We start from the raw sequence: 21,250 nt of genomic DNA, 5'->3' as shown, positions 1-21,250 counted from the left end.
CCTCAACCCATTTCACATTCTCTGCAGGCGGCTCAGGATCTCGTCCAGCGCCGCCCGTCCCGGTGCCCTACTGGTTTGATCACGCAATGCCGAGTTGGCCGGGTCCACCCAGCGCCACAGTTCCGGCCCGAACAGATGGATCCCGGCGGCCTCGGTCGCCCTGCGGTTCTTCGTCACCCGCTGCCCGCTGGACAGCTCGAACTCCTTGGCCAGCAACGGCCGCAGGTGCCGGTCCCAGTCGGCGCGGGTGCCGTCGGCGCGGTCGGCGAGCATCTGCGCCCTGGCGTGCCAGCGGCGCAGCATCTCGGCCGGACCGTTCTCGATCTCATCGATGTCCTGATACCCGCGCGGCTCCGCGCGCTCGAGCAGCGACCAGACCAGCCAGGCGAAGGCCACCAGGACGGGTACCGCGGCGATGACCAACAGCAGCCCGCGCGCGCGGTCCACGGTGACGATCTCGATCAGCGCTATGCCGATCGCGGCACTGACGACGATGGCCGTTCGATTCAAGCTGCCGCCTCTCCCTGCAGGTCCGCGAGGACGATGCGCAAAAGCTGCTCGGCCCGCATCCGCTGCCACTCGAGCATCGCATGCGGACTGAACCTGGCCTCTTCGAACAGTGCGACCAGTTCCCGGGCCGAGGCGTCGTGCAGCGCGCCGCGTTCGAAGGCGCGGGCCAGCACCTCCATCGGGGTGTCCGAGGCCAGCGGCGCGGCGGCGCGATCGAAGGCGAGGCCGCGTTCCATCGCGACGTAGCACGCGATGATCGCGGCGCGCGGCTCCTGGCCGGGCACATTCATTGCGGCCAAGCCCATTTCGGCGGCTCGGGCCAGCGAGTCCACCGCGGTGGGGGCGACCGGGACCAGCGGTAGCGGGGCCGGGGCCGGCCTGCGCCGGGCGGCCACCGCGACCACGATCAGGCCGGCGATGGCCACGCCGACCAGCGCGGCCGCGGCGACGGCGGTGAGCAGCAGGGCGGTGCCGGTGAGTTCGGCCGGGGTGCTGCCGGGATCCGGTGCGCCGGTGGCGAATTCGGCCGGCGGCTGCCCGGTGGTCGGCGCCGGGGCCGGTGCTGGGGGCGCGCTGTCGCGCCCCGTACCGACGAAGAACACCGCGGACGCGGCGGCGAGGATGAGGGCGAAGACCGCCAGACCGGCCAGCACCAGCAGGCCGGCGCGGCCGAGGCGCCACTGCCGGCGGTCGGTGTCGCGGTCGGGTTCGGGCATGGCCAGCGGCAGGCGGTGCTGGCTGGCGATCACGCCGGCCAGCAGGATCACCATGGACACGGTGAGCAGCACCGGCATCAACGCCACCGACAGGGCGGAGGGCGCGGACGGATTATCGCGGGATTCGGTCACTCCTGGGATGTATCCGCGTAAGGCGAACGCGGCAAGCGCCAGCAGCGTGATCAGCACGATCACGCGCATTATCGGCGCTCGCGCCCGGGCCACGGATTACCACCAAATCTGAGTACTGCACAAAACAGCCACATAGTTACATGCCGGGCAGTCCGCTCGAGCGGGAATCGAATACTTCGGAATACATCCGCTAAAACCGTGCATGGTGCCGCTCAGAGCCGGGTCATCCGTGGCTTGCACAACTATCCGACGGGAGCGGTCGCGAATTGTGACAGTTCACAAAGCCGACTGGCGAGGCGCGCGATATCCGGGACGCCCCGGACGCCGTCGACCAAGTCCGCCAAAGGCACTCGCGCCCGCACGGTGAGTTCGCGATCCGCGTCATAGAGCACGTCGACCACGTTGACGAAACGCATCGCCCAGTCGGGCGGCACCGCACGCAGCGGCGCTACGTCGACGATGGTCCACCGCGGAAAGCGCTGGGCCAGTTCGACATAGTCGGCGGCCGCGGTGGGAGTGCCGCAGAGCGCGGCGAATTCGATGGTGAGCGCGGTATCGGTGGCGGAGCGGGCGCGCAATTGACGCGGCCCGATCTGGATCCGAACCGAGTCGGGATTCAATTCGCCGTGCACCGCCGGGGTGGGCCGATCCGGGGGATCGACCAGATACCGGCCCGCCGCGAAACCTGTTCGGCCATCGGGCAATCGGTCCGCCCTGGTGCGATAGTCCACCGGTCCGTCGAGCGAAATCACATCGAGGTTAGCGGTGATCCGCGCGATCGTCGGCAGAAAGTGCTCGTGAAACAGTGGATTGGGCAGCAACTCGGCGGGCGCGTAATTCGATGTGACCACCAGCGTCACTTGACGCTTGAACAAAGCATCGAGCATTCGCGCGATGAGCATCGCGTCACCGATGTCGTGCACATGGAATTCGTCGAAGCACACCAGCCGCGCGTCCCCGAGCAAGGCGGCGACCGCCTTATCGATGGAACCGGACGCGTGCGCCGCCGCGTGCAACCGGACAAAGAACTCATGAAAGTGAAAGCGCCGCTTACGATCCGCCGCCACCCCGGCATAGAACCGATCCATCACCATGGTCTTTCCCCGCCCCGGCCCGCCGTACAGATAAATCCCCCGATGCCGCCGCACCGGGCGCCCGCGCCGATCCACCAGCTCCCCCAGCCGAGCCGCCGCCCGCAGCTGATCCGCGTCCAAGACGACCGTCGAGATCACTCCGGCCACAGCGTTGGTTTCCATGCCGCCTCCTTGTCCTCTACATTTGTAGAGGGCCAGGAGAAACGAAACCAGCGAAGGTGATCATGTCCACACTCGACCGGCGCACCCTGATCGTGGATGCCGCGATCGAACTGATTGCCGCCCAAGGCCTCCGGGCGCTGACCCATCGGGCCCTCGACACCGCGCTGGATCTTCCCGTCGGCTCGGCCTCCTACTATTTCCGCACCAAACGGGCGCTCATCGAGGCGATCGTGGACCGGATCACCGACCGCTCCCGCACGGACTTCGCCGCTCGGCTCGCGCCGGCCACCGCCGTCGACCCCGGCGCCGCCGCGCGCGGAATAGCCGACTGGCTCGATCGCCTGCTGGCCGAACGCCGCGATCACCTGATCGCGCGCCACGCTCTCGTCCTCGACCTACTGTCGGACGCCGACTTGCATACCCGACTGGCCGGCAGCCTCTTCTCGGCCGCCCGAGCCCGCGAACTGTTTGCCGCCATGGGAGTCGCCGATCCCACGACCGCCGCCGCCGACTTCATCGCAGTGCTAGAGGGCGCGGTTTTCGACCGCTTCGCCGGCGGCCGCACCGACCTGACGCCAGGCACTCCGGACAGCGTCCGCCAGCTCACTACTTTGCTGACGATCTATTTTCGCGGCGTACGCCCTTGACCGAGACACTCAATCGAAGTCCGCGGCCCGGGGATGGTCCCGCAACTCACCGAGGTCGAGCTCGACCTCGGTGATCCCTTCGGGCGCGGCGCGCAGATCGGCCGCGTACCAGCCGCGTTCGCTGTAGGTGGCACCGGTGAAGTGGGCGCGGATGCCTGCGGCGGGGTAGGCGATCATGGCGTCGGGGAGGGCGTCGAGGGGGAACCAGCGCAGTTCGTGGCAGCGGTCGGGTTCGCGGTTGGTGGGGTCGCCGGTCCAGTGGCGGGCTTCGAAGAACAGGCCGAGGCGGGGATCGCGGCCGGAGCCGACCACGTGGGCGGTGTGGATGTGGCGCAGGTCGGCCGGGTCGAGCCGGACGCCGGTCTCCTCGGCGGCCTCCCGGACCGCGGCGGCGGTGGCGGATTCGCCCGCCTCGAGCTTTCCGGCGGGCAGGTGCCAGAGGCCGTCGAATTCGTCGTCGCTGCGGCGCTTGCTGAGCAGCAGGCGGCCGTCGCGGATGAGCAGGATGTGGACGTCGACCAGGTGCCGAGCGGTCATAGGGTTCCTCCCGTGCGGCGATCTCGCCGATTCCAACGTACGCGGGGCTCAGGATCGCACGCCCAATTCGAGAGCGATTGCGCCGCGCACCAATTCGCGCGCCCGGTCGAGTTCGAGGGTGCCGCTGAGCCAGCGCATGCTGACGCCCTCGACCAGTGCGGTGAGGCGTTCGGCGGCGTCGGCGGGGGCGATCTCGGCGGCGACGGCGCCCCGGTCCTGCGCGCTGCGGATCAGTCCGCCCAGGTAGCCGGTCCAGTGCGCGGTCGCGTCGCGTAGCTGGTCCCGCAGTTCCGGCTGGAAGACGGCGGTGGCGCGGGATTCGCCCCACGCGGTGCTGTTCTCGATGACCAGCGGGGAGTCCTGGAGCTCGAGCAGCAGCAGGTCCCGCAGGTGGCCGAGCGGGTCGGCGGCGGCGTCGACCTCGGATTCGGTGTAGCGCTCGGCCCGGGTGCTGATGAAGTCCAGGGTCTGCGCGAGCAGGCCGGCCCGGTCCTTGAAGTGGTAGTAGATCAGCGAGGTGGAGACGCCGGCCGCTTCGGCCAACTCCTCCACCCGTAGGCCACGGATACCGCGTTGCGCGACCACGCGGGCGGCCGACTCCAGGATCGAATCACGACGAGACATGCCGACCATGGTACCGTGTATTCCTGACTGAAATTTCAGTCAGGATCTTGAACCAGGATCATCGACTATCGGAGCCCGTGATGGAGAACCACATGTCCCGCCGATCTGCCTTCAGCGTCCTCGCCGGCCTGCTCGCCGCAGGCGTCCCGGCATGCGGCTCGGCCGAGCCGTCCCGGCCCGGCGACCAGAGCGGTTCCGGCACGCCGGCACCGGCCGGGCCGGGTGGCCGGTTCGGCGCCGAGTGGGAGAGCCACGCACGCACCTTCATGTCCTGGCCCGCCCAGGCGGCGATCTGGGGGCGGTACCTGGGCGACGTGCGCAAGGACATCGCCGGACTGGCCAGGGAGATCGCCGAGTACGAGTACGTCGTCATGCTGGCCAGGGCGGATCAGCGCGACGCCGCGCAGCGTGCGTGCGGCAGCGGCGTCGAGGTGATCTCGCTGGCGGTGGACGATCTCTGGGCCCGCGACACCGTCCCGGTCTTCGTCGAACAGGCGGGCAAGGTGGTCGGCGTTGATCTCGGCTTCAACGGCTGGGGCAACAAGCAGCGCCACGACAACGACGGCCCGCTCGGCCAGAAACTGTTGTCGCGCTTTCAGATTCCGCGCTATCGAGCCCCGTTCGTCGCTGAGGGCGGCGCGCTGGAGACCGACGGCGAGGGCACCCTGCTGGTCACCGAGAGCTCGATCGTCAACGACAACCGCAATCCGGGCAAGAGCCGCGACCAGCTCGAGGCCGAGCTGAAGCAGACCCTCGGCATCGAGAAGGTGATCTGGTGCGCGGGCGTGCGCGGCGAGGACATCACCGATGCCCACATCGACTGCCTGGTCCGCTACGTGGCGCCCGGAGTCGTATTGCTGGACACCGCGTTTCCCGGTTCGCCCGCGGACTCGTGGTCACGGTCGAGCGAGCAGGCCAGGCGGGTGCTCGCCGAGGCCACCGACGCCCGCGGACGCACGTTGCAGGTGATCGACCTGCCGCAGCCCGATCCCGACGAAATCACCGGCGAGGGTGACGAATTCGTCTCCAGTTACGCGAACTTCTACATCGCCAACGGCGCGGTGTTCGTGCCCGAGTTCGGCGACCGCCGGGCCGACGACCGGGCGCAGGGCATCCTGCGCGATCACCTGCCGGGCCGGGACGTGGTCCCGGTCCCGATCGATGAGATCGCCGCGGGCGGCGGCGGCATCCACTGCTCGACGCACGACCAGCCGGGCGCGCCGATCCACTAGCGGCTCAGTCGGTGCTGAGCACCAGACCCGAGGTCGGTACGCCGGTGCCCGCGGTGACCACGATGTTCGTCACGTCGTCCACCGGGTTCACCGAGGTGCCGCGAATCTGGCGTACCGCCTCGGCGATGCCGTTCATGCCGTGGATGTAGGCCTCACCGAGCTGACCGCCGTGCGTGTTCAGCGGCAGCCTGCCGCCGACCTCGATGGCGCCGTCGGCGATGAAGTCCTTGGCCTCGCCGCGGCCACAGAAACCGAGCTCCTCCAACTGCATGAGAACGAACGGAGTGAAGTGGTCGTAGAGGATGGCGGCCTGCATATCGTCCGGGCGCAAACCGCTTTGGGCCCAGAGCTGATCGCCGACCAGACCCATCTCCGGCAGGCCGGACATCGCGTCGCGGTAGTAGCTGGTCATGACGTACTGATCGGCGCCGGAACCCTGTGCGGCGGCGGTGATCACGGCCGGCCGCTGCGGTAGGTCGCGAGCCCGTTCGACGCTGGTGACGACGATGGCCACGCCGCCGTCGGACTCCTGGCAGCAGTCGAGCAGATGCAGCGGTTCGGCGATCCAGCGCGAATTCTGGTGGTCGTCCAGGGTGATCGGCTTGCCGTAGAAGAAGGCCTCCGGGTTCACTGCGGCGTGCTTGCGGTCGGCGACCGCCACGCGGCCGAAATCCGCACTGGTGGCGCCGTATACGTGCATGTAGCGCCGGGCGACCATGGCCACCTGCGCGGCGGGCGTGCCGAGACCCTGCGGGTAGGACCAGCCCGCATCGATGCCCGACGAGGTCGGCGCCGAGGCCAGCGCGGTGGAGAACTGGCCGAACCGCGACACCGAACGCTCGTTGAAGGCGCGGTAGGCGACCACCACGTCGGCGACGCCGGTGGCCACCGCCATCGCGGCCTGCTGAATGGTGGCGCAGGCCGCGCCGCCGCCATAACCGATGTGGCTGAAGAACTTCAGCTGCGGGATGCCGACGGCCCTGGCCACCGCGGCCTGGGTGTTGGTGTCCATGGTGAAGGTGGTCAGGCCGTCGACGTCGTCGGGGGTGAGGCCCGCGTCGGCCAGCGCCGCGGTGACCGCCTCCGCGGCCAAACGCAATTCGCTGCGACCGGAATCCTTGGAGAAGTCGGTGGCGCCGATGCCGACGATGGCCGCGCGGCCCGAGATAGTGGCCTCACTCATGCGAACTCCGGTAAGCGATAACGGCTTTCGCCGTGATGTGGTCGCCGAGGCTGTCCTTGCCGACGATGTCGAGATGGATGTCGTCGCCGTCGATGGCGGTCACGGTGCCGCTCAGGGTGAGCGTGTCGCCGGCGTAGAGCGGCACGCCGAGCCGCAGCGAGATCGACTTCAGCACCGCGCGCGGCCCGGCCCAGTCGGTGACGAATCGCTGCACGATCCCGGTGTCGGTGAGGATGTTGACGAAGATGTCCTTGGACCCGCGGGCGATCGCCTTGTCCCTGTCGTGGTGCACATCCTGAAAGTCCCTGGTGGCCAACGCGGTACTGACCACGAAGGTCGGATCGGCGTGGATGGACAGCTCGGGCAGCACGGTGCCGACCTGCGCGGTGGCCGGTGTGACGGTCGCCGTCATGCGATCACCTGCCAGAACGGCAATGTCGCGTCGTCGTCGAGCTTCTCGAACTCCACCCGGACGGGCAGCCCTACCTGAACCTCGGCGGGATCGATCCCGCGCAGTTCCCCGAGCATGCGCACCCCTTCCTCCAATTCGACCAGCGCGACCACGAACGGCAGTTGCCGCCCCGGCACTTTCGGCGCGTGGTGCACGACGTAGCTGAATACGGTGCCGCGCCCGGAGGCGACGACGTAGTCGGTCGGTTCCGACTTGTCCTTCCACAGGGCGGGGATCGGCGGATGCCGCAGCGAACCGTCCGGCAGCCGCTGGATGCGCAGCTCCCCCGCTTTCGTTCCGTCCCAGAAGAATTCGGTGTCCCAGGACACCAGCGGCTTGACTCGCTCGCCGGCCGGCGCCGGTGGCGCCGCGGTGCCCGGCGCGAACTTCAGCAGCCGGAACAGCATTTCGGCCACCAGCTCGTCACCCACGTGCCAGCTGGTCAGAAAGGTGACGAACCAGCCCTCGCCCAGCGCCGTTCGCTTCGGGCCGCGGATCTCCGACAGCCTGCTGGTCGCCGAGACCTGCTCGCCGACATTGAGATACCGGTGATAGGTCTGCTGGCAGTCGGTGGCCACGACCGAGGTGTATCCGGCCGCGTCCAGCAGTTCGGTGGCGTCGCCCATCGGATCGTCGGCGGGCCGAACGCCGTTGAGCCCGAACATGGTCCACACCTGTGCCATGGCGGGCGGGGCGACGATGCCCGGATGTCCGGCGGCCTTGGCGGCCTCCTCGTCGACGTAGATGGGGTTGGTGTCGCCGATCGCCTCGACCCAGTTGTTGATCATCGGCTGGTTCACCGGGTCACGCCCGAACCGGGGCGTGCAATCACCGGCCGCCTTGATCCGTTCCGCCTCGGCGACGATCGCTTCCGGACTGGTAGTTTCCGGCACGCGCGGCTCCTTCTCGACTAGCACTGTCTGGTGGCTATCTGGGTACTCGCGGCAGCTTCAGCCCGGCCGTGGCGACGAGTTCGCGCATCACCTCGTTGACGCCGCCGCCGAAGGTCACCACCAGGTTCTGCTTGGTTCGCCGGTCCAGCCAGGTGAGCAGCTCCGCGGTGGCCGGTTCGGCGGGATCGCCGTAGCGGCCGACGATCTCCTCGGCGAGGCGGCCCGCTTCCTGCAGCGCCTCGGTGGAGAAGACCTTGGTGGCCGACGCGTCGGCGATCACGCTCGCCGGGTCGCCGTCGACGGTCGCGGCCACCTGCCAGTTCAACAGCTCGTTCAACCGGACCATGGCGTGCATGCGCCCGAGCGAGCGGCGCACATCGGTCTCGCCGAGCACGCCGCGCGGCTGGGCCCATTCGCGCACCCGGTCGTAGAGCTGCTCGATCTTGCCGGACGGACCGAGGCCGACCCGCTCGTGGTTGAGCTGGGTGGTGATCAGCCGCCAGCCCGCGTTCTCCTCGCCGACCAGCATGTCGGCCGGCACCCGGACGTCGTCGAAGTAGGTCGCGTTGGTGTGATGCGCGCCGTCGCAGGTGATGATCGGCGTCCAGGAGTAGCCGGGATCCGTGGTGTCCACGATCAGGATGGTGATGCCGCGGTGCCGCGACTCGACCGAACCGGTGCGGCAGGCCAGCCAGATGTAGTCGGCCTCGTGCGCGCCGGTGGTGAAGATCTTCTGGCCGTTGACCACCCAGTCGCCGGAGTCGTCGCGCACCGCGGCGGTGCGCAGCGAGGCCAGGTCGGTGCCCGCCTCCGGTTCGGAGTAGCCGATGGCGAAATGGACTTCGCCGGAGAGGATTCCGGGGAGGAACTTCTTCTTCTGCGCCTCGGTGCCGAACTGTTGCAGGGTCGGCCCGACGGTCAGCAGCGTGACCAGGGGCAGCGGAACATCCGCGCGCACCGCCTCATTGAAGAAGATCTGCTGCTCGACGGGACCGAAGCCCTGTCCGCCGTACTGTTTCGGCCAGCCGACGCCGAGCCAGCCGTCGCGGCCCATCCGGCGCACCACCTCGCGGTAGGCGTCGCCGTGCCGGTTCACCGCCATCGCGGCTTCCTCGTCCGGGGTGACGAGATCGGCGAAGTACGAACGCAATTCGCCGCGCAGCTGACGCTGCTCGGTGGTCAGGTCGATGAACATCTGGCCCCCAAACGATCTAGTCGGAACGACGCGCCGCCGAGCCAGCGAGCGATGTCCTTGGCTTGTGAGTAGTAGCGGTGCATCGGGTGGGTGATGTCCACGCCGAGCCCGCCGTGCAGGTGATGACACTTCTGCATGGCGGCAGGCAGATCGGCGGCCACGCTGTAGGCCAGAACGTCGAGATCGTCGTCGATCCGCGCCTGGTGTTCCTGACTGGCATCGTCTTGTGCCAGCGCCCAATTCGCCGAGACCGCGGCGACGTGCAGGGTGCGCGAGACAACGTACAGATCCGCGATCTGCTGGGCCACCGCCTGGAACTCGGCCAGCGGCCTGCCGAATTGGCGGCGGGTGCGCAGGTGTTCGGCGGTGAGCACGAGCGCGCCCCGGAGCAGTCCGTCCGCGACCGAGCCGATCGACGCGAGCGCTAGCCGGTGCAGGTCGGCCAGGCCTCCGGGTAGTAGCTGGTCGGCCGGGATACGCACCCGATCGAGCCGGACAGTGCACTCGGGGGTGCCGCCCGAGACCGGCGACGGCACCCGGATCAGGCCCTTCGCGTCCGAATCGATCAGCGCGATACCGGAATTGGTCGGGATCAGCAGCCAGCGGGCCTCCTCCGCGTACGGCACGGCGATCTTGTGCCCGGTGATCCGCACCGAATCGCCGTCGGCGACCGCCGCCGTCTCCGGCTTGACCGCGAACGGCGCGGCCGGCTCGCTGAGCGCGGCGGTGAGCACCGCGCCCTCGGCCACCTCGGGGAACACCCGCTCGGCCAGGCTGTCCGGCAGCAGCGAGAGCAGCGGCAGCAGCCCGAAGCCCAGCGTCGGCAGCGCGGGCACCGCGACCGCGTCGGTGGCCAGCTCGGTCAGCAGCACCGATATCTCGGACAGCCCCATGCCGTCGCCGCCGAACCGCTCCGGCAGCGCGACCGAGAGCAGCCCGGTCTCGACCAGGCTCGGCCACAGGGCGATATCCCGGGCCGGTTCCCGTTCCAATAAACTCACGACGACCTCGGCCACCGCGTCCTGGCCCTCGTCCCTGGTGAAATCCATGCTTAATCTCCAGTCGACTCGTCGCTAGCTGTCCACGTCGCGCGGGAGCCCGAGAATCCGCTCACCGGCGACGGTCAGCAGGATTTGTTCGGTGCCGCCTGCAATCGATAAACAGCGTGTGAGCAGGAATTCTTTTACCACTTCCGAGTCCTGCGCACCGGCGGGACCTGCCGACTCGGCGGCGAATTCCGCGACCGCCTGGCGATGCCGGACGCCGACGAGTTTGCGCACGCTGCTCTGCGCGCCGGGATCGGCGCCGGCCAACATTTTTACGGCGGCGCGCTGTTCGAGCAGCAAACCTGCAATCGCATCGGCGACAAATCCGCCGAGTCGATCGTTCACCAATTCCGCACCCGGTCCGGTCGCCGGCGATTTCGCGATGAGTTCTTCCAGCACCGGCCCGATGCCGTTGCCGCCCATCGCCACCCGCTCGGTGGACAGCGTCGATCTGGCGATCTTCCAGCCGTTGTTCAAGGCGCCGACCACACCGTCGTCCGGGACGAAGACATCGTCGAGGAACACCTCGCTGAAGCGCGCCTCGCCGGTGATCTGCACCAGCGGACGCACCTGCAGCCCAGCGCTGTGCATGTCGACCAGGAAGTAGCTGATGCCACGGTGTTTCGGCGCGTCGGGGTCGGTGCGGGCCAGGCAGATCGCCCAGTTCGCCTGGTCGCCCAGCGAGGTCCACACCTTCTGCCCGTTCAGCACCCAGCCGCCGTCCACCTTTTTCGCGGTGGTGCGCAACGCGGCCAGATCGGACCCGGCGCCCGGTTCGCTGAACAGCTGGCACCAGACGACCTCGCCGCGCAGGGTCGGCCAGGCGAAGCGATCGATCTGCTCCTGCGTGCCGTGCTGCAACAGCGTGGGCACCGCCCAGCCGCCGATGGCCAGGTCGGGCGCGGTGAGGCCGGCCCGGCGCAGCTCCTCCGAAATCAGCAGGCCGGTCATCGGATCCGCGCCGCGGCCGTAGGGCGCAGGCCAGTGCGGCATGGCCAGCCCGGCGTCGACCAGGGCCGCGCGCTGCTGATCGACGGGCAGCGCGGCGATCCGGGAGACCTCCGCCGACAGCTCGTCGGCGCTGCTGTTGTCCACGGGCGCAACGCCTTCCGCGGCGAACACGCGATCGGCCCCGGTGGTGCGCCGATGACCGGCCCTGGTCAGTTCGGTGAGCCTGGCCCGCCAGCGCGCCGACCCGCCGAGCAGCTGCCGCAGGGCCACCGCCCGGCGCAGGTACAGGTGCGCGTCGTGCTCCCAGGTGAAGCCGATGCCGCCGAGCACCTGGATGCAGTCCTTGGCGGTGTCGACCGCGGCGTCCAGCGCGATGGCGGCGGCGATCGCGGCCGCGATGGGCAGCTCGGCGCCGCCCTCGTCCACCGCGGCCGCGGCGTCGGCGGCCACGGCGCGAATCAGTTCCGCGCGGCACAGCATCCAGGCGCAGATGTGCTTGACCGCCTGGAACGAGCCGATCTTGCGCCCGAATTGCTCACGGACCTTTGCGTATTCGACCGCGGTGTCCAGGCACCAGCCCGCCAGGCCGGCCAGTTCGGCCGCGGCGAGTGCCACGGCCAGATCCTCGACCGCGTGCGGTGACCCGAAGCTCTGCTCGGCCGCGACCCGCACGTCGGTGCAGTGCACCCGGGCCAGCGGCGTGCTCAGGTCCAGCGGCGACAGCGGTTCGATCCGCAGCCCTTCGGTGTCCGGCCCGAGCAGGATCCAGCGCTGCCCCTGCGGGGTGGAAACCGGAAGCAGCACAGCGGTTCCCGGCGCCGCGCCGAGAACCGAGTCCCAGGAACCGGTCAGTGCCAGCTCGCCGGCCTCGCCCGGTACGCTGACCTGCGCGCCGACAATGAAGTCCAGCGCGACGCCACACGGTAACCGCTCGTCGATCCGCCCCGCGGTGATCAGATTGGCCAGGGCCGTGGCCAGCACGGGCCCGCCGACCAGATCGTGCGCGGCCTGCTCGACCAGCACGGCGAGATCGGCGACCGAGCCGCCCGCCCCGCCGGCGTCCTCGGCCACGGCGACCCGGAAGATGCCGAGATCGGCGAGGCCGGGCCAGTACGCGCGCCAGAAGGCGCTCGGATCGGTCCGCATTGTTGCAATTGGACGCACCGATCCGGCCCATCCACGCATCGACTCCTGGACGGCTTTATGCTCGTCAGTGGTGGCGATGGTCACACTCCGTACCGCCTTCCCGGCGTGACTCCCACACCTAGAACATGTTCTAATATCCTAGCTGTGCGGAAGTCAAGAGACGACCGCCGAGCCGATACTCGGGCCAGTTACACGAACGACGTCTCCGGAAAGGACTCTCACCGATGGCCAGTCCCTCCCGATCGCAGCCGGCCGATGGCAACACGGCACGAGCGACGGCACCGGCTACCGCGACCGTCACGACGCTCAGTGAGGACGAGCTGAGTTCGGCCGCGCAGCGGGAACGGCGTAAGCGGATTCTCGACGCGACGCTGGCGCTGGCCTCCAAGGGCGGTTACGACGCGGTGCAGATGCGGGCGGTGGCCGAACGCGCCGATGTCGCAGTCGGGACGTTGTACCGGTATTTCCCCTCGAAGGTGCACCTGCTGGTGTCCGCGCTGTCGCGCGAATTCGAGCAGATCGAGGGCAAGCGCAAGCCGCTTGCCGGGCAGTCGCCGCAGGAGCGCATGCACCTGCTGCTGCAGCAGATCACCCGGATGATGCAGCGCGACCCGCTGCTCACCGAGGCCATGACGCGCGCGTTCATGTTCGCCGACGCGTCCGCGGCCGCCGAGGTCGATCGGGTCGGCAAGGTGATGGACCGGGTGTTCGCCCGCGCCATGAACGACGGCGAGCCGGACGAGCGTCAGCTGGCCATCGCGCGGGTGATCAGCGATGTGTGGCTGTCGAACCTGGTCGCGTGGCTGACCCGGCGCGCGTCGGCGACCGACGTGACCGAGCGGCTCGAGCTGACCGTCGACCTGCTGCTCGGCGACCGCACCCAGTAATCGGACAGCCAGCGCATACCCGGCAAATCCCGAGCGGCCGCCGGGTTCGTGCGGAAGATCACATTCGGACCGAAGGCGGGCCGGGCGCACCGAATTCGCGTCCGCGCCCGCCGCTCGGCGTCACCGGGTAGCGCGAGTTTTGCGCGACCCCCGCACTACCCATGGCACATCGGCATGATCGCAGCGCACGCGAAGAAGTGACCAGTTGTGGCCGCTCGGACCCGAGTTCGGGGGCTCGCCGCGCACTCCGGCGCGAACAGGCGGAAAATTAGACACAGCGCACGCATAGCGGCGGGCGTCGGTGCGGCAAATCTAACCCAGTATTGTTCTGCCCGCCCATGAAAAAACTCCTCCGATCACTAGGTTGGATGCGTGAGCGCACAGGATCTGCCACTGGAACTTCGTCGTGCACTGTCGACAGTCGCGCGAGTGCCGAGACTGTTGGTTGCCTCGGATTATGACGGGACGCTTGCGCCCATCGTTTCCGACCCGGCGAAGGCCTTTCCACACCGGGAATCGGTGAGTGCGTTACGCGCGCTCGCCGGACTCACCGGCACCACCGCCGCGGTCATTTCCGGCCGCGCACTGCGAGACCTCGCCGCTTTGTCGCGACTTCCGGTCGAGGTACAACTGATCGGCAGCCACGGCTCGGAATTCGACGTCGGCTTCGTGCACGCCATCGACAACGACGCCAAACAACTGCTCCAAGAGGTGCAGACCGCGCTGACCCAGGTCGCCGCGGAGAACCCGGGCGTCACCGTCGAGATCAAGCCGGCCAGCGTCGCGCTGCACGTGCGCAACGCCAGCCCGGAGATCGGCCACCGGGCGCTGACCCAGGTCCGGCAGGGTCCGGCGCTGTGGTTCGGCGTGCAGGTGACCGAGGGCAAGGCCGTCATCGAACTGGCCGTGGTGCAGACCGACAAGGGCACCGCACTCGACACCATCCGGCATCAGGCCGCCGCGTCGGCCGCGGTGTTCTTCGGTGACGACGTGACCGACGAGAAGGCCTTCCGCGTGCTGTCCGGCCCCGATCTCGGCATCAAGGTCGGCGAGGGCGACAGCCAGGCCAAGTACCGGGTCGACAGCACCGAGGCGGTGTCCTGCGCACTCGCCTTCCTGCTGGAGGAGCGGCGCACCTGGCTGGCCGGCGCGAGCGCGCCCCGGATCGAGCGGCTGACCATGCTGGCCAGCCCGCGCTCGGTGGCGCTGCTGACCCCGGATGCGACGGTCACCTGGTTCTGTCATCCGGAACCGGACTCGGCCGCGGTGTTCGCCCACCTGCTCGGTGGGCCGCAGGCCGGGCACTTCACCATCGAGCCGGAACGACCGGGCCTGCCGCTGTCGCAGCGCTACATCGACAGCACCATGACCGTCGAAACCCGTTGGGCCAAGCTGCAGGTGGTGGACTACCTGCCGCACGACGTGGCCGCCACCAGGACCGACCTGACCCGGGTGATCACCGGTGACGCCAAGGCCGTGGTGACCTTCGCGCCGCGCCCGGAATTCGGCCAGGTGCCGGTGAGCATCGAGGCGTCCGAGAACGGGCTGCGGGTGCTCGGCACCAACGATCCGATGGTGCTGCGCTCCCCCGGATTGACCTGGGAGATCATCAGCGACGGCACGCACGATTCCGCGCGCGCCGTGGTCGACCCGGCCAAGGGGCCGATCGTGCTGGAAATGCGTTGCGGCACCTCCGATCTCGCGCCGGCCAAGACCGACGAGGTGGAGCGGCGGCGGATCGCCGAGGGGTACTGGTCGCAGTGGGCGGGCACATTGCAGCTCCCGCAGCTGAAGCCGGATCTGATGAAGCGTTCCGCGCTGACCCTGCGCGGGCTGGTGCACGCGCCGTCCGGGTCCATCCTGGCCGCGGCCACCACGTCGCTGCCGGAAGACATCGGCGGCGTGCGCAACTGGGACTACCGGTACTGCTGGCTGCGCGACGCGTCGCTGACCGCGCAGGCCCTGGTTTCGCTCGGTTCGCTCGGCGAGGCCGAGCAGTTCCTCGGCTGGGTGCACCGCGTGCTGGAGACGCTGCCCGGGCCCGAGCGGCTGCACCCGCTGTACACGCTGTACGGCGAGACGCTGCCGCCCGAGGCCGTGATCGATCAGCTGCCCGGTTACGCGGGTTCGCGCCCGGTCCGGGTCGGCAACGCGGCCAACATGCAGGTGCAGCTGGACGTGTTCGGCCCGATCGTGGACCTGATCGCGAGCCTGGCGCACGCGCGCGAGCTGCAGGGCATCACCGATCCGGCCGCGGCGCTGCCGGACGCGGACTGGGAGCTGGTGCGCGCCATGGTTTCCGCGGTGCAGCGGCGCTGGCAGGAACCCGACCACGGCATCTGGGAGATCCGCGGCAACCCGCGCCATCACGTGTACTCGAAGGTGATGGGCTGGCTGACCGTGGACCGGGCGCTGACCCTGGCGCGGAAGTTCGCGCGCGAGGTCGACCCGGCCTGGACGGTGTTGCGCGACACCATCGCCGAGGAGGTGAAGTCGAAGGGCTGGAACGACGAGGTCCAGTCGTTCACCGCGGCCTACGACGGCACCGATCTGGACGCGGCGACACTGCACATCGGATTGAGCGGGCTGATCGATCCGTCCGATCCGCGCTTCGCCGCGACCGTCGTCGCGACCGAGGCCGAGTTGCGCAGCGGCTCTACGGTCTACCGGTACCACCACGACGACGGCCTGCCCGGCGGCGAGGGCGGCTTCCACCTCTGCGCGGCCTGGCTGGTCGAGGCGTACCTGCTGATCGGCAAGCGCTCGGACGCCGAGGCGCTGTTCGCTCAGCTGGTGGACGTGGCCGGACCGACCGGACTGCTCAGCGAGGAGTACGACCCGGTGGCCGAACGCTCGCTCGGCAATCACCCGCAGGCCTACAGCCATCTCGGCCTGCTGCGCTGCGCCCAGCTGCTCGGCCAGCCGGCGGAGGTGCTCGTCTAACCGGATCCAACGGGGTTCTTTCCGGGCCCGTCGACCGAGGCGCAACCGCGCGTCCCGGTCGGCGGGCCCGGACTCGTCTCGGCGGCGCGCAGTTGCTAAAGTGAAACAGAAACCATTTCCATTAAGCTGCGTAGTGTCACCCGCTCGAGTGCGTCACCAGCTGTTGAGCGTCACAGGAGTACCCCCGCGTGAAGACAAGCATTGTCATACGGTTCGCCGGTGTCGCCGTGGGGGTTGTCGCCGCACTCTCGCTCACCGCCTGCGGCGGCGACTCGAAGGAGTCGGGTAAGCCGACCGTCATCGCGTCCACCAATGTCTGGGGCGATATCGCCGCGACGATCGCCGGACCGGACGCCACGGTCGAATCGATCATCAGCGATCCGTCCGCCGACCCGCACTCGCACGAGACCTCGGCGGTCGAGTCGGCCAAGCTGCGCGACGCGGACCTGGTCGTCTACAACGGCGGCGGCTACGACGAGTTCGCCGAAAAGGCGGTCGCGGGGCGGAACAAGCGGACCGTCGACGCGTTCGAATCCCGGCCGGACAAGAGCGACCGGAACGAGCACGTCTTCTACGACATGCAGACCGTCGCGGCGGTCGCCGACCGGATCGCGAGCAGCCTTGGCGAGCTGGCGCCCGGCGCCGCGAGCGGTTTCACCGAGCGGGCCACCACATTCAAGACCGGGCTGGCCGGAATCACCTCGATCGCAAGCACACTCGCCGCCGAGCACCCGAAAACGCCGGTGTTGCAGACCGAACCGCTGGCGCACTACCTGCTGCTCGCCGCGGGGGTGGTGGACAAGACCCCGCACGAGTTCCAGGAGGCGATCGAGCAGGAGACCGATCCCGCGCCCGCCGCCGTGGCCGCGACCCGGGAACTGCTGACCGGCAAGCAGGTTCGCGCCCTGATCTACAACATCCAGACCCAGGACAAGATCACCAAGGAGCTGCGCTCGGTGGCGCAGTCGAACGGGCTGGCGGTCGTCGAGGTGACCGAAACCCTGCCCGCCGGAATGGACTACCTGCAGTGGCAGACCAAGAACGCCAAGGCGCTCAGCGCGGCGCTGAGTTGAGCGGGACCGTGACGACGCAGGGGACCGCGGTGAACGAGCACATCGAATCGGAGCGGCGGCAAGCGCTTTCGGCGGTCCGGCTGGACGGGGCCCGGCTGTCGTTCGGCGACCGGACGCTCTGGCAGGGGTTGGACCTCGAGGTCGCGCCGGGCGAATTCATCGCGGTACTCGGGCCCAACGGCTCCGGCAAGACCTCGCTGATGCGGGTGCTGCTCGGCCAGCTCGGGCTCAGCGCCGGTACCGCGCAGATCGCCGGCGCGCCCGCGCGAACCGGCAATCCGGACATCGGCTATGTGCCGCAACAGAAGACGATCGACGCCGGGGTGCAGCTGCGCGGCGTGGACCTCGTCGGCCTCGGCTACGACGGGCATCGCTGGGGTCTCGGGCTGCGCGCGCGGGCCGAACGCAAGCGCAAGGTCGCGGCGGCGATCGCCGATGTCGGCGCGGAGCGGTTCGCGAACGCGCCGCTGGAGACCATGTCCGGCGGCGAGCAGCAGCGGCTGCGGGTGGCGCAGGCGCTGGTCGGCGACCCCAAGGTGCTGCTCTGCGACGAACCGCTGCTCAGCCTGGACCTGGCTAACCAGCGCCTGGTGGCGGAGCTGATCGACAAGCGCAGGCGCGGCCACGACACCGCCGTGCTGTTCGTCACGCACGAGATCAATCCGATTCTGCCGCTGGTGGATCGGGTGCTGTACCTGGTGGACGGCAAGTTCCGGATCGGCACCCCGGAGCAGGTCATGACGTCGGAGGTGCTGTCCGAGCTGTATCAGACCGAGGTCGATGTGCTGCGGGTGCGCGGGCGGCTGGTCGTGGTCGGCACCGGGGATACCATGGACGCGCTCGGCACGGCAGGCGCGCACTGCCACGGTGACAACCCGGCGGTCGCCGAGCCGGAGGCGAGCGTGGTGCGCGCGTGATCGACAAGCTGTCCGGGGTGCTCGGCAAGATGTTCGACTTCGGCACCACCGCGAACCTGATGTCCTACGACTTCGTCCAGCAGGCGGTGCTGGCCGCCGCGTTGCTCGGGCTGCTGTCCGGGGTGATCGGGCCGCTGATCATCAGCAGGCAGATGTCGTTCGCGGTGCACGGCACCAGCGAGCTGTCGCTGACCGGCGCGGCCGCGGCGCTGCTCGCCGGGATCGGCGTCGGCGTCGGCGCGATCGCCGGGTCGGTGGTCGCGGCGGTGCTGTTCGGCCTGCTGGGAGCGCGTGCCAGGGAACGCGATTCGGTGATCGCGGTGGTGCTGTCGTTCGGGCTCGGGTTGTCCGTGCTGTTCCTGTGGCTGGGCCCGGATCGGGCCGGATCGAAGTTCTCGCTGCTGACCGGGCAGGTGGTCAGCGTCGGCAACAGCGGGATCACGCTGCTCGCGGCCTGCACCGTCGGCGTGCTCGCGGTGCTGGCGATCGTCTACCGGCCGCTGCTGTTCGCCAGCTCCGACCCGGAAGTCGCGGTGGCGCGCGGGGTTCCGGTGCGGGCGCTGTCGATCGTGTTCGCGGTGCTGCTCGGCATCACCGCGGCGTTCGGGGTGCAGATCGTCGGCGCGCTGCTGGTGCTCGCGTTGCTGATCACGCCGGCCGCCGCGGCCGCGCAGCTGACCGCGAATCCGGTGCGGGCCACCGTGTTCGCCGTCATCTTCGCCGAAATCGCCGCGGTGGGCGGGATTCTGCTGTCGCTGGCGCCCGGCGTGCCGGTGTCGACGTTCGTCACGACGATCTCGTTCCTGATCTACCTGGTCTGCCGGGTGCTCGGCGGCCGGCGTCGCCGAGTCGCCCGCGCTCGCTGAGCTCAGGGCCGGTCCCTGAGTTCGCGCAACGGCTTTCACGCGGGCTGGTCGACTCGATAGCGGACCAGAATGTTGTCGGAGTCGTCGAACGTGCGGGTGCCGAGCGGGTGCAGGGCAGGCAGGCCCGGCGCGAACAGCGGAGTGCCCGCACCGAGCGGGGTCGCGCCCACGATCAGGTGGAGTTCGTCGACCAGCCCCTGGGTCGCCAGGTCGTTCCACAGCACTCGGCTCGCGAAAACGACTATGTCGCCGCCGTTTTCCTGCTTCAGCGCGCACAGCGCCGCATAGGCGCCGGACCGGCCGACGATGGTGGTGCTGTCCGCCCACGGGTGCCCGGCGGCGGGCGCGGGCGCGCGATCGGAGACGACGAGCTTGTCGATGGCGTTGTAGCGCTTAGCGAATTCCCGATTCGTCGCCGAGGCCGCGCCGTCCTCCGCGACGCCCGGCCAGAAGCCCTGGAACAGGCCGTAGGAATTGCCGCCGAGCAGCACGGTGTCGGCGGTGCTGATCCGCTCCAGGTTGTAGCGGTCGAAGGCGGCGTCCATCGGCATGGCCATGACGTTGCCGCCGGGGCCCTCGTAGCAGCCGTCGAGGGACATGACGTTGACGACGATCAGCTTGCGCATCTGCTTGTTCCTTCCGGTTTCGCGAGCCACGGTGGCGCGCACTGTCAGGTCGGAACTTGGCCGCGGATCTCTACTCATCTCCGGCACGGATTGCATAACGTTCGGGTAACGGCCCATCGGGCAGCGTTGAGGGCATGTGCCTTCAGTCGCTCGCCCCGGGTTTCGTATGCTCGACCCACGCGGCCTCGCGCATACGCGCTCGCAAGCGCGCCGAGTACCTCCGAATGATTGGTGACCAACGATGATCGACTTCTCGATGCCCGCCGAGCTCGCCGCCGAACGCGATCGAGTACGCCAGTTCGTCGTCGACCAGATCGTTCCGTTCGAACGGGATCCGCGGCTCACCGCGCACGGGCCGACCGACGAGCTGCGCCAGGAACTGGTCGAGCTGGCCAGGGCGGAGAAGCTGCTGACCGTGCAGGCGCCGGAGTCGCTCGGCGGACGCGGGCTCTCGCACATCGAGCAGGCGGTGATCTACGAGGCGGCCGGCTGGTCCACCCTCGGCCCGATCGCGATGAACTGCGCGGCGCCGGACGAAGGCAACATGTTCCTGCTGTCCAAGGTGGCGAACCCGGAACAGGTCGAGCGCCACCTCGCGCCGATGGTCGCCGGGCAGCACCGCTCGGTGTTCGCCATGACCGAGCCGGACGGCGCAGGCTCGGACCCGGCCCAGCTGGCCACCACCGCCACCTTCGACGGCGAGAACTTCACCGTCAACGGCCGCAAGTGGCTGATCACCGGCGCGAACGGCGCGAAGACGTGGATCATCATGGCCCGGCTCGCGGAGAACCCGCACCTGCCCGCGGGCCCGACGCTGTTCCTCACCGACGGCGATCAGCCGGGCATCGTCATCGAACGCACGATGAACACGATGGACCGCAACTACGTGGCCGGGCACGGCGTCGTCCGGTTCGACAACCTGACGCTGCCCCAGTCGGCGCTGCTCGGCGAGGCCGGTCAGGCGCTGCGCTACGCCCAACTGCGGCTGGCCCCGGCCCGGCTCACCCACTGCATGCGCTGGCTCGGCGCGGCCGAGCGGGCGCAGAGCATCGCGGTCGCGCACGCGCGCACCAGGACCGCGTTCGGCAAGCCGATCGGCGAGCACGAGGGGGTGTCGTTCATGTTGGCGGACAACGAGATCGCGCTGCACCAGTGCCGGCTGACCATCTGGCACGCCTGCTGGCTGATGGACCGGGGCGAGAAGGCGCGGCACGAGAGCTCGATCGCGAAGTCGTATGTCTCCGAGGAGCTGTTCAAGGTGGCCGACCGGTGCGTGCAGGTGCTCGGCGGCATCGGCATCAGCGACGAGACGGTGGTCGAGATGATCTTCCGCGACATCCGCGCGTTCCGGCTCTACGACGGCCCGACCGAGGTGCACAAGTACGCGATCGGGCGCAAAGTACTGCGTGGCTGAGCGAG

General features: G+C 69.2%; 20 protein-coding genes. 8 read left to right on the top strand and 12 right to left on the bottom strand.

Annotated features, from left to right (window positions below; all coding sequences use genetic code 11):
* Window positions 1-12 precede the first annotated feature (12 nt).
* From ACFQ9K_RS36575 to zapE, 3 genes are all read right to left on the bottom strand, one after another.
* Window positions 13-510, bottom strand: a complete 498-nt coding sequence (locus ACFQ9K_RS36575; protein WP_378718637.1) for a hypothetical protein — start codon at window positions 508-510, stop codon at window positions 13-15.
* Entirely contained in the window at window positions 507-1,427 is a 921-nt protein-coding gene (locus tag ACFQ9K_RS36570; RefSeq protein ID WP_378718635.1) for a DUF4129 domain-containing protein, read from the bottom strand. The genes ACFQ9K_RS36575 and ACFQ9K_RS36570 overlap by 4 nt, the downstream gene beginning before the upstream one ends.
* 173 nt (window positions 1,428-1,600) lie before the next feature.
* Window positions 1,601-2,614, bottom strand: a complete 1,014-nt coding sequence (zapE, locus tag ACFQ9K_RS36565; protein WP_378718634.1) for a cell division protein ZapE — start codon at window positions 2,612-2,614, stop codon at window positions 1,601-1,603.
* Between the two features lie 62 nt (window positions 2,615-2,676).
* Between zapE and ACFQ9K_RS36560 the strand changes: the two genes are divergently transcribed.
* Complete coding sequence (locus tag ACFQ9K_RS36560) at window positions 2,677-3,261, top strand: TetR/AcrR family transcriptional regulator (protein ID WP_378718631.1); 585 nt, start codon at window positions 2,677-2,679, stop codon at window positions 3,259-3,261.
* 9 nt (window positions 3,262-3,270) lie between these two features.
* Here the strand turns inward: ACFQ9K_RS36560 and ACFQ9K_RS36555 are convergent, their stop codons facing one another.
* A complete protein-coding gene (locus ACFQ9K_RS36555) occupies window positions 3,271-3,798 on the bottom strand; it encodes an NUDIX domain-containing protein (protein ID WP_378718629.1) in 528 nt (175 codons plus the stop codon).
* Between the two features lie 48 nt (window positions 3,799-3,846).
* The gene (locus ACFQ9K_RS36550) at window positions 3,847-4,422 is read right to left on the bottom strand and encodes a TetR/AcrR family transcriptional regulator (RefSeq protein WP_378718628.1); all 576 of its coding nucleotides are present in this window, start codon (window positions 4,420-4,422) and stop codon (window positions 3,847-3,849) included.
* Between the two features lie 92 nt (window positions 4,423-4,514).
* Here ACFQ9K_RS36550 and ACFQ9K_RS36545 point away from each other — a divergent pair, with 92 nt between their 5' ends.
* On the top strand, window positions 4,515-5,654 hold the full coding sequence (locus ACFQ9K_RS36545) for an agmatine/peptidylarginine deiminase (RefSeq protein WP_378718626.1): 1,140 nt from the start codon (window positions 4,515-4,517) through the stop codon (window positions 5,652-5,654).
* Window positions 5,655-5,658: 4 nt separating this feature from the next.
* Here ACFQ9K_RS36545 and ACFQ9K_RS36540 read toward each other — a convergent pair whose 3' ends face one another.
* Genes ACFQ9K_RS36540 through ACFQ9K_RS36515 form a run of 6 tightly spaced genes read right to left on the bottom strand, consistent with a single transcriptional unit; the run spans window position 5,659 to window position 12,603 of the window.
* Window positions 5,659-6,837 (bottom strand): lipid-transfer protein, encoded by a 1,179-nt coding sequence (locus ACFQ9K_RS36540; RefSeq protein ID WP_378718623.1) that lies wholly within the window; start codon window positions 6,835-6,837, stop codon window positions 5,659-5,661.
* Window positions 6,830-7,249: a MaoC family dehydratase gene (locus ACFQ9K_RS36535; RefSeq protein WP_378718621.1), complete on the bottom strand. Its 420-nt coding sequence runs from the start codon at window positions 7,247-7,249 to the stop codon at window positions 6,830-6,832. The genes ACFQ9K_RS36540 and ACFQ9K_RS36535 overlap by 8 nt, the downstream gene beginning before the upstream one ends.
* Window positions 7,246-8,181, bottom strand: a complete 936-nt coding sequence (locus ACFQ9K_RS36530; RefSeq protein WP_378718619.1) for a bifunctional MaoC family dehydratase N-terminal/OB-fold nucleic acid binding domain-containing protein — start codon at window positions 8,179-8,181, stop codon at window positions 7,246-7,248. Before ACFQ9K_RS36530 ends, ACFQ9K_RS36535 begins: the two co-directional genes overlap by 4 nt.
* A 34-nt stretch (window positions 8,182-8,215) precedes the next feature.
* Window positions 8,216-9,376, bottom strand: a complete 1,161-nt coding sequence (locus ACFQ9K_RS36525) for an acyl-CoA dehydrogenase family protein (RefSeq protein WP_378718618.1) — start codon at window positions 9,374-9,376, stop codon at window positions 8,216-8,218.
* A complete protein-coding gene (locus ACFQ9K_RS36520; RefSeq protein ID WP_378718616.1) occupies window positions 9,361-10,425 on the bottom strand; it encodes an acyl-CoA dehydrogenase family protein in 1,065 nt (354 codons plus the stop codon). Before ACFQ9K_RS36520 ends, ACFQ9K_RS36525 begins: the two co-directional genes overlap by 16 nt.
* Before the next feature lie 24 nt (window positions 10,426-10,449).
* Complete coding sequence (locus tag ACFQ9K_RS36515; RefSeq protein WP_378718615.1) at window positions 10,450-12,603, bottom strand: acyl-CoA dehydrogenase family protein; 2,154 nt, start codon at window positions 12,601-12,603, stop codon at window positions 10,450-10,452.
* 140 nt (window positions 12,604-12,743) lie between these two features.
* Here ACFQ9K_RS36515 and kstR point away from each other — a divergent pair, with 140 nt between their 5' ends.
* From kstR to ACFQ9K_RS36490, 5 genes are all read left to right on the top strand, one after another.
* On the top strand, window positions 12,744-13,406 hold the full coding sequence (gene kstR / locus ACFQ9K_RS36510) for a cholesterol catabolism transcriptional regulator KstR (RefSeq protein ID WP_378718613.1): 663 nt from the start codon (window positions 12,744-12,746) through the stop codon (window positions 13,404-13,406).
* A 372-nt stretch (window positions 13,407-13,778) separates the two neighbouring features.
* A complete protein-coding gene (gene otsB / locus ACFQ9K_RS36505; RefSeq protein ID WP_378718611.1) occupies window positions 13,779-16,349 on the top strand; it encodes a trehalose-phosphatase in 2,571 nt (856 codons plus the stop codon).
* Between the two features lie 188 nt (window positions 16,350-16,537).
* Complete coding sequence (locus ACFQ9K_RS36500; RefSeq protein ID WP_378718609.1) at window positions 16,538-17,422, top strand: metal ABC transporter solute-binding protein, Zn/Mn family; 885 nt, start codon at window positions 16,538-16,540, stop codon at window positions 17,420-17,422.
* A gap of 41 nt (window positions 17,423-17,463) precedes the next feature.
* Window positions 17,464-18,339: a metal ABC transporter ATP-binding protein gene (locus ACFQ9K_RS36495; RefSeq protein WP_378718672.1), complete on the top strand. Its 876-nt coding sequence runs from the start codon at window positions 17,464-17,466 to the stop codon at window positions 18,337-18,339.
* Window positions 18,336-19,205: a metal ABC transporter permease gene (locus tag ACFQ9K_RS36490; RefSeq protein ID WP_378718607.1), complete on the top strand. Its 870-nt coding sequence runs from the start codon at window positions 18,336-18,338 to the stop codon at window positions 19,203-19,205. The genes ACFQ9K_RS36495 and ACFQ9K_RS36490 overlap by 4 nt, the downstream gene beginning before the upstream one ends.
* A 35-nt stretch (window positions 19,206-19,240) precedes the next feature.
* Here the strand turns inward: ACFQ9K_RS36490 and ACFQ9K_RS36485 are convergent, their stop codons facing one another.
* Window positions 19,241-19,831: a dihydrofolate reductase family protein gene (locus ACFQ9K_RS36485; protein ID WP_378718606.1), complete on the bottom strand. Its 591-nt coding sequence runs from the start codon at window positions 19,829-19,831 to the stop codon at window positions 19,241-19,243.
* 241 nt (window positions 19,832-20,072) lie between these two features.
* Between ACFQ9K_RS36485 and ACFQ9K_RS36480 the strand changes: the two genes are divergently transcribed.
* On the top strand, window positions 20,073-21,245 hold the full coding sequence (locus tag ACFQ9K_RS36480; RefSeq protein ID WP_378718605.1) for an acyl-CoA dehydrogenase family protein: 1,173 nt from the start codon (window positions 20,073-20,075) through the stop codon (window positions 21,243-21,245).
* Window positions 21,246-21,250 lie beyond the last annotated feature (5 nt).

Origin of the sequence: Nocardia sp. NPDC056564 (assembly GCF_042793755.1) — a bacterium.
GTDB lineage: Bacteria > Actinomycetota > Actinomycetes > Mycobacteriales > Mycobacteriaceae > Nocardia.
Note: the sequence above shows the minus strand (reverse complement) of the source record. Positions and strands in the feature narration are given on the sequence as shown.

What these genes read in the sequence shown, in the direction of transcription:
- ACFQ9K_RS36480 (WP_378718605.1), top strand. Translation starts at nt 20,073, where the DNA reads ATGATCGACTTCTCGATGCCCGCCGAGCTCGCCGCCGAACGCGATCGA.
- ACFQ9K_RS36485 (WP_378718606.1), bottom strand. Translation starts at nt 19,831, where the DNA reads ATGCGCAAGCTGATCGTCGTCAACGTCATGTCCCTCGACGGCTGCTAC.
- ACFQ9K_RS36535 (WP_378718621.1), bottom strand. Translation starts at nt 7,249, where the DNA reads ATGACGGCGACCGTCACACCGGCCACCGCGCAGGTCGGCACCGTGCTG.
- ACFQ9K_RS36545 (WP_378718626.1), top strand. Translation starts at nt 4,515, where the DNA reads ATGTCCCGCCGATCTGCCTTCAGCGTCCTCGCCGGCCTGCTCGCCGCA.
- ACFQ9K_RS36525 (WP_378718618.1), bottom strand. Translation starts at nt 9,376, where the DNA reads ATGTTCATCGACCTGACCACCGAGCAGCGTCAGCTGCGCGGCGAATTG.
- ACFQ9K_RS36560 (WP_378718631.1), top strand. Translation starts at nt 2,677, where the DNA reads ATGTCCACACTCGACCGGCGCACCCTGATCGTGGATGCCGCGATCGAA.
- ACFQ9K_RS36550 (WP_378718628.1), bottom strand. Translation starts at nt 4,422, where the DNA reads ATGTCTCGTCGTGATTCGATCCTGGAGTCGGCCGCCCGCGTGGTCGCG.
- ACFQ9K_RS36555 (WP_378718629.1), bottom strand. Translation starts at nt 3,798, where the DNA reads ATGACCGCTCGGCACCTGGTCGACGTCCACATCCTGCTCATCCGCGAC.
- ACFQ9K_RS36520 (WP_378718616.1), bottom strand. Translation starts at nt 10,425, where the DNA reads ATGGATTTCACCAGGGACGAGGGCCAGGACGCGGTGGCCGAGGTCGTC.
- ACFQ9K_RS36570 (WP_378718635.1), bottom strand. Translation starts at nt 1,427, where the DNA reads ATGCGCGTGATCGTGCTGATCACGCTGCTGGCGCTTGCCGCGTTCGCC.
- ACFQ9K_RS36540 (WP_378718623.1), bottom strand. Translation starts at nt 6,837, where the DNA reads ATGAGTGAGGCCACTATCTCGGGCCGCGCGGCCATCGTCGGCATCGGC.
- zapE (WP_378718634.1), bottom strand. Translation starts at nt 2,614, where the DNA reads ATGGAAACCAACGCTGTGGCCGGAGTGATCTCGACGGTCGTCTTGGAC.
- kstR (WP_378718613.1), top strand. Translation starts at nt 12,744, where the DNA reads ATGGCCAGTCCCTCCCGATCGCAGCCGGCCGATGGCAACACGGCACGA.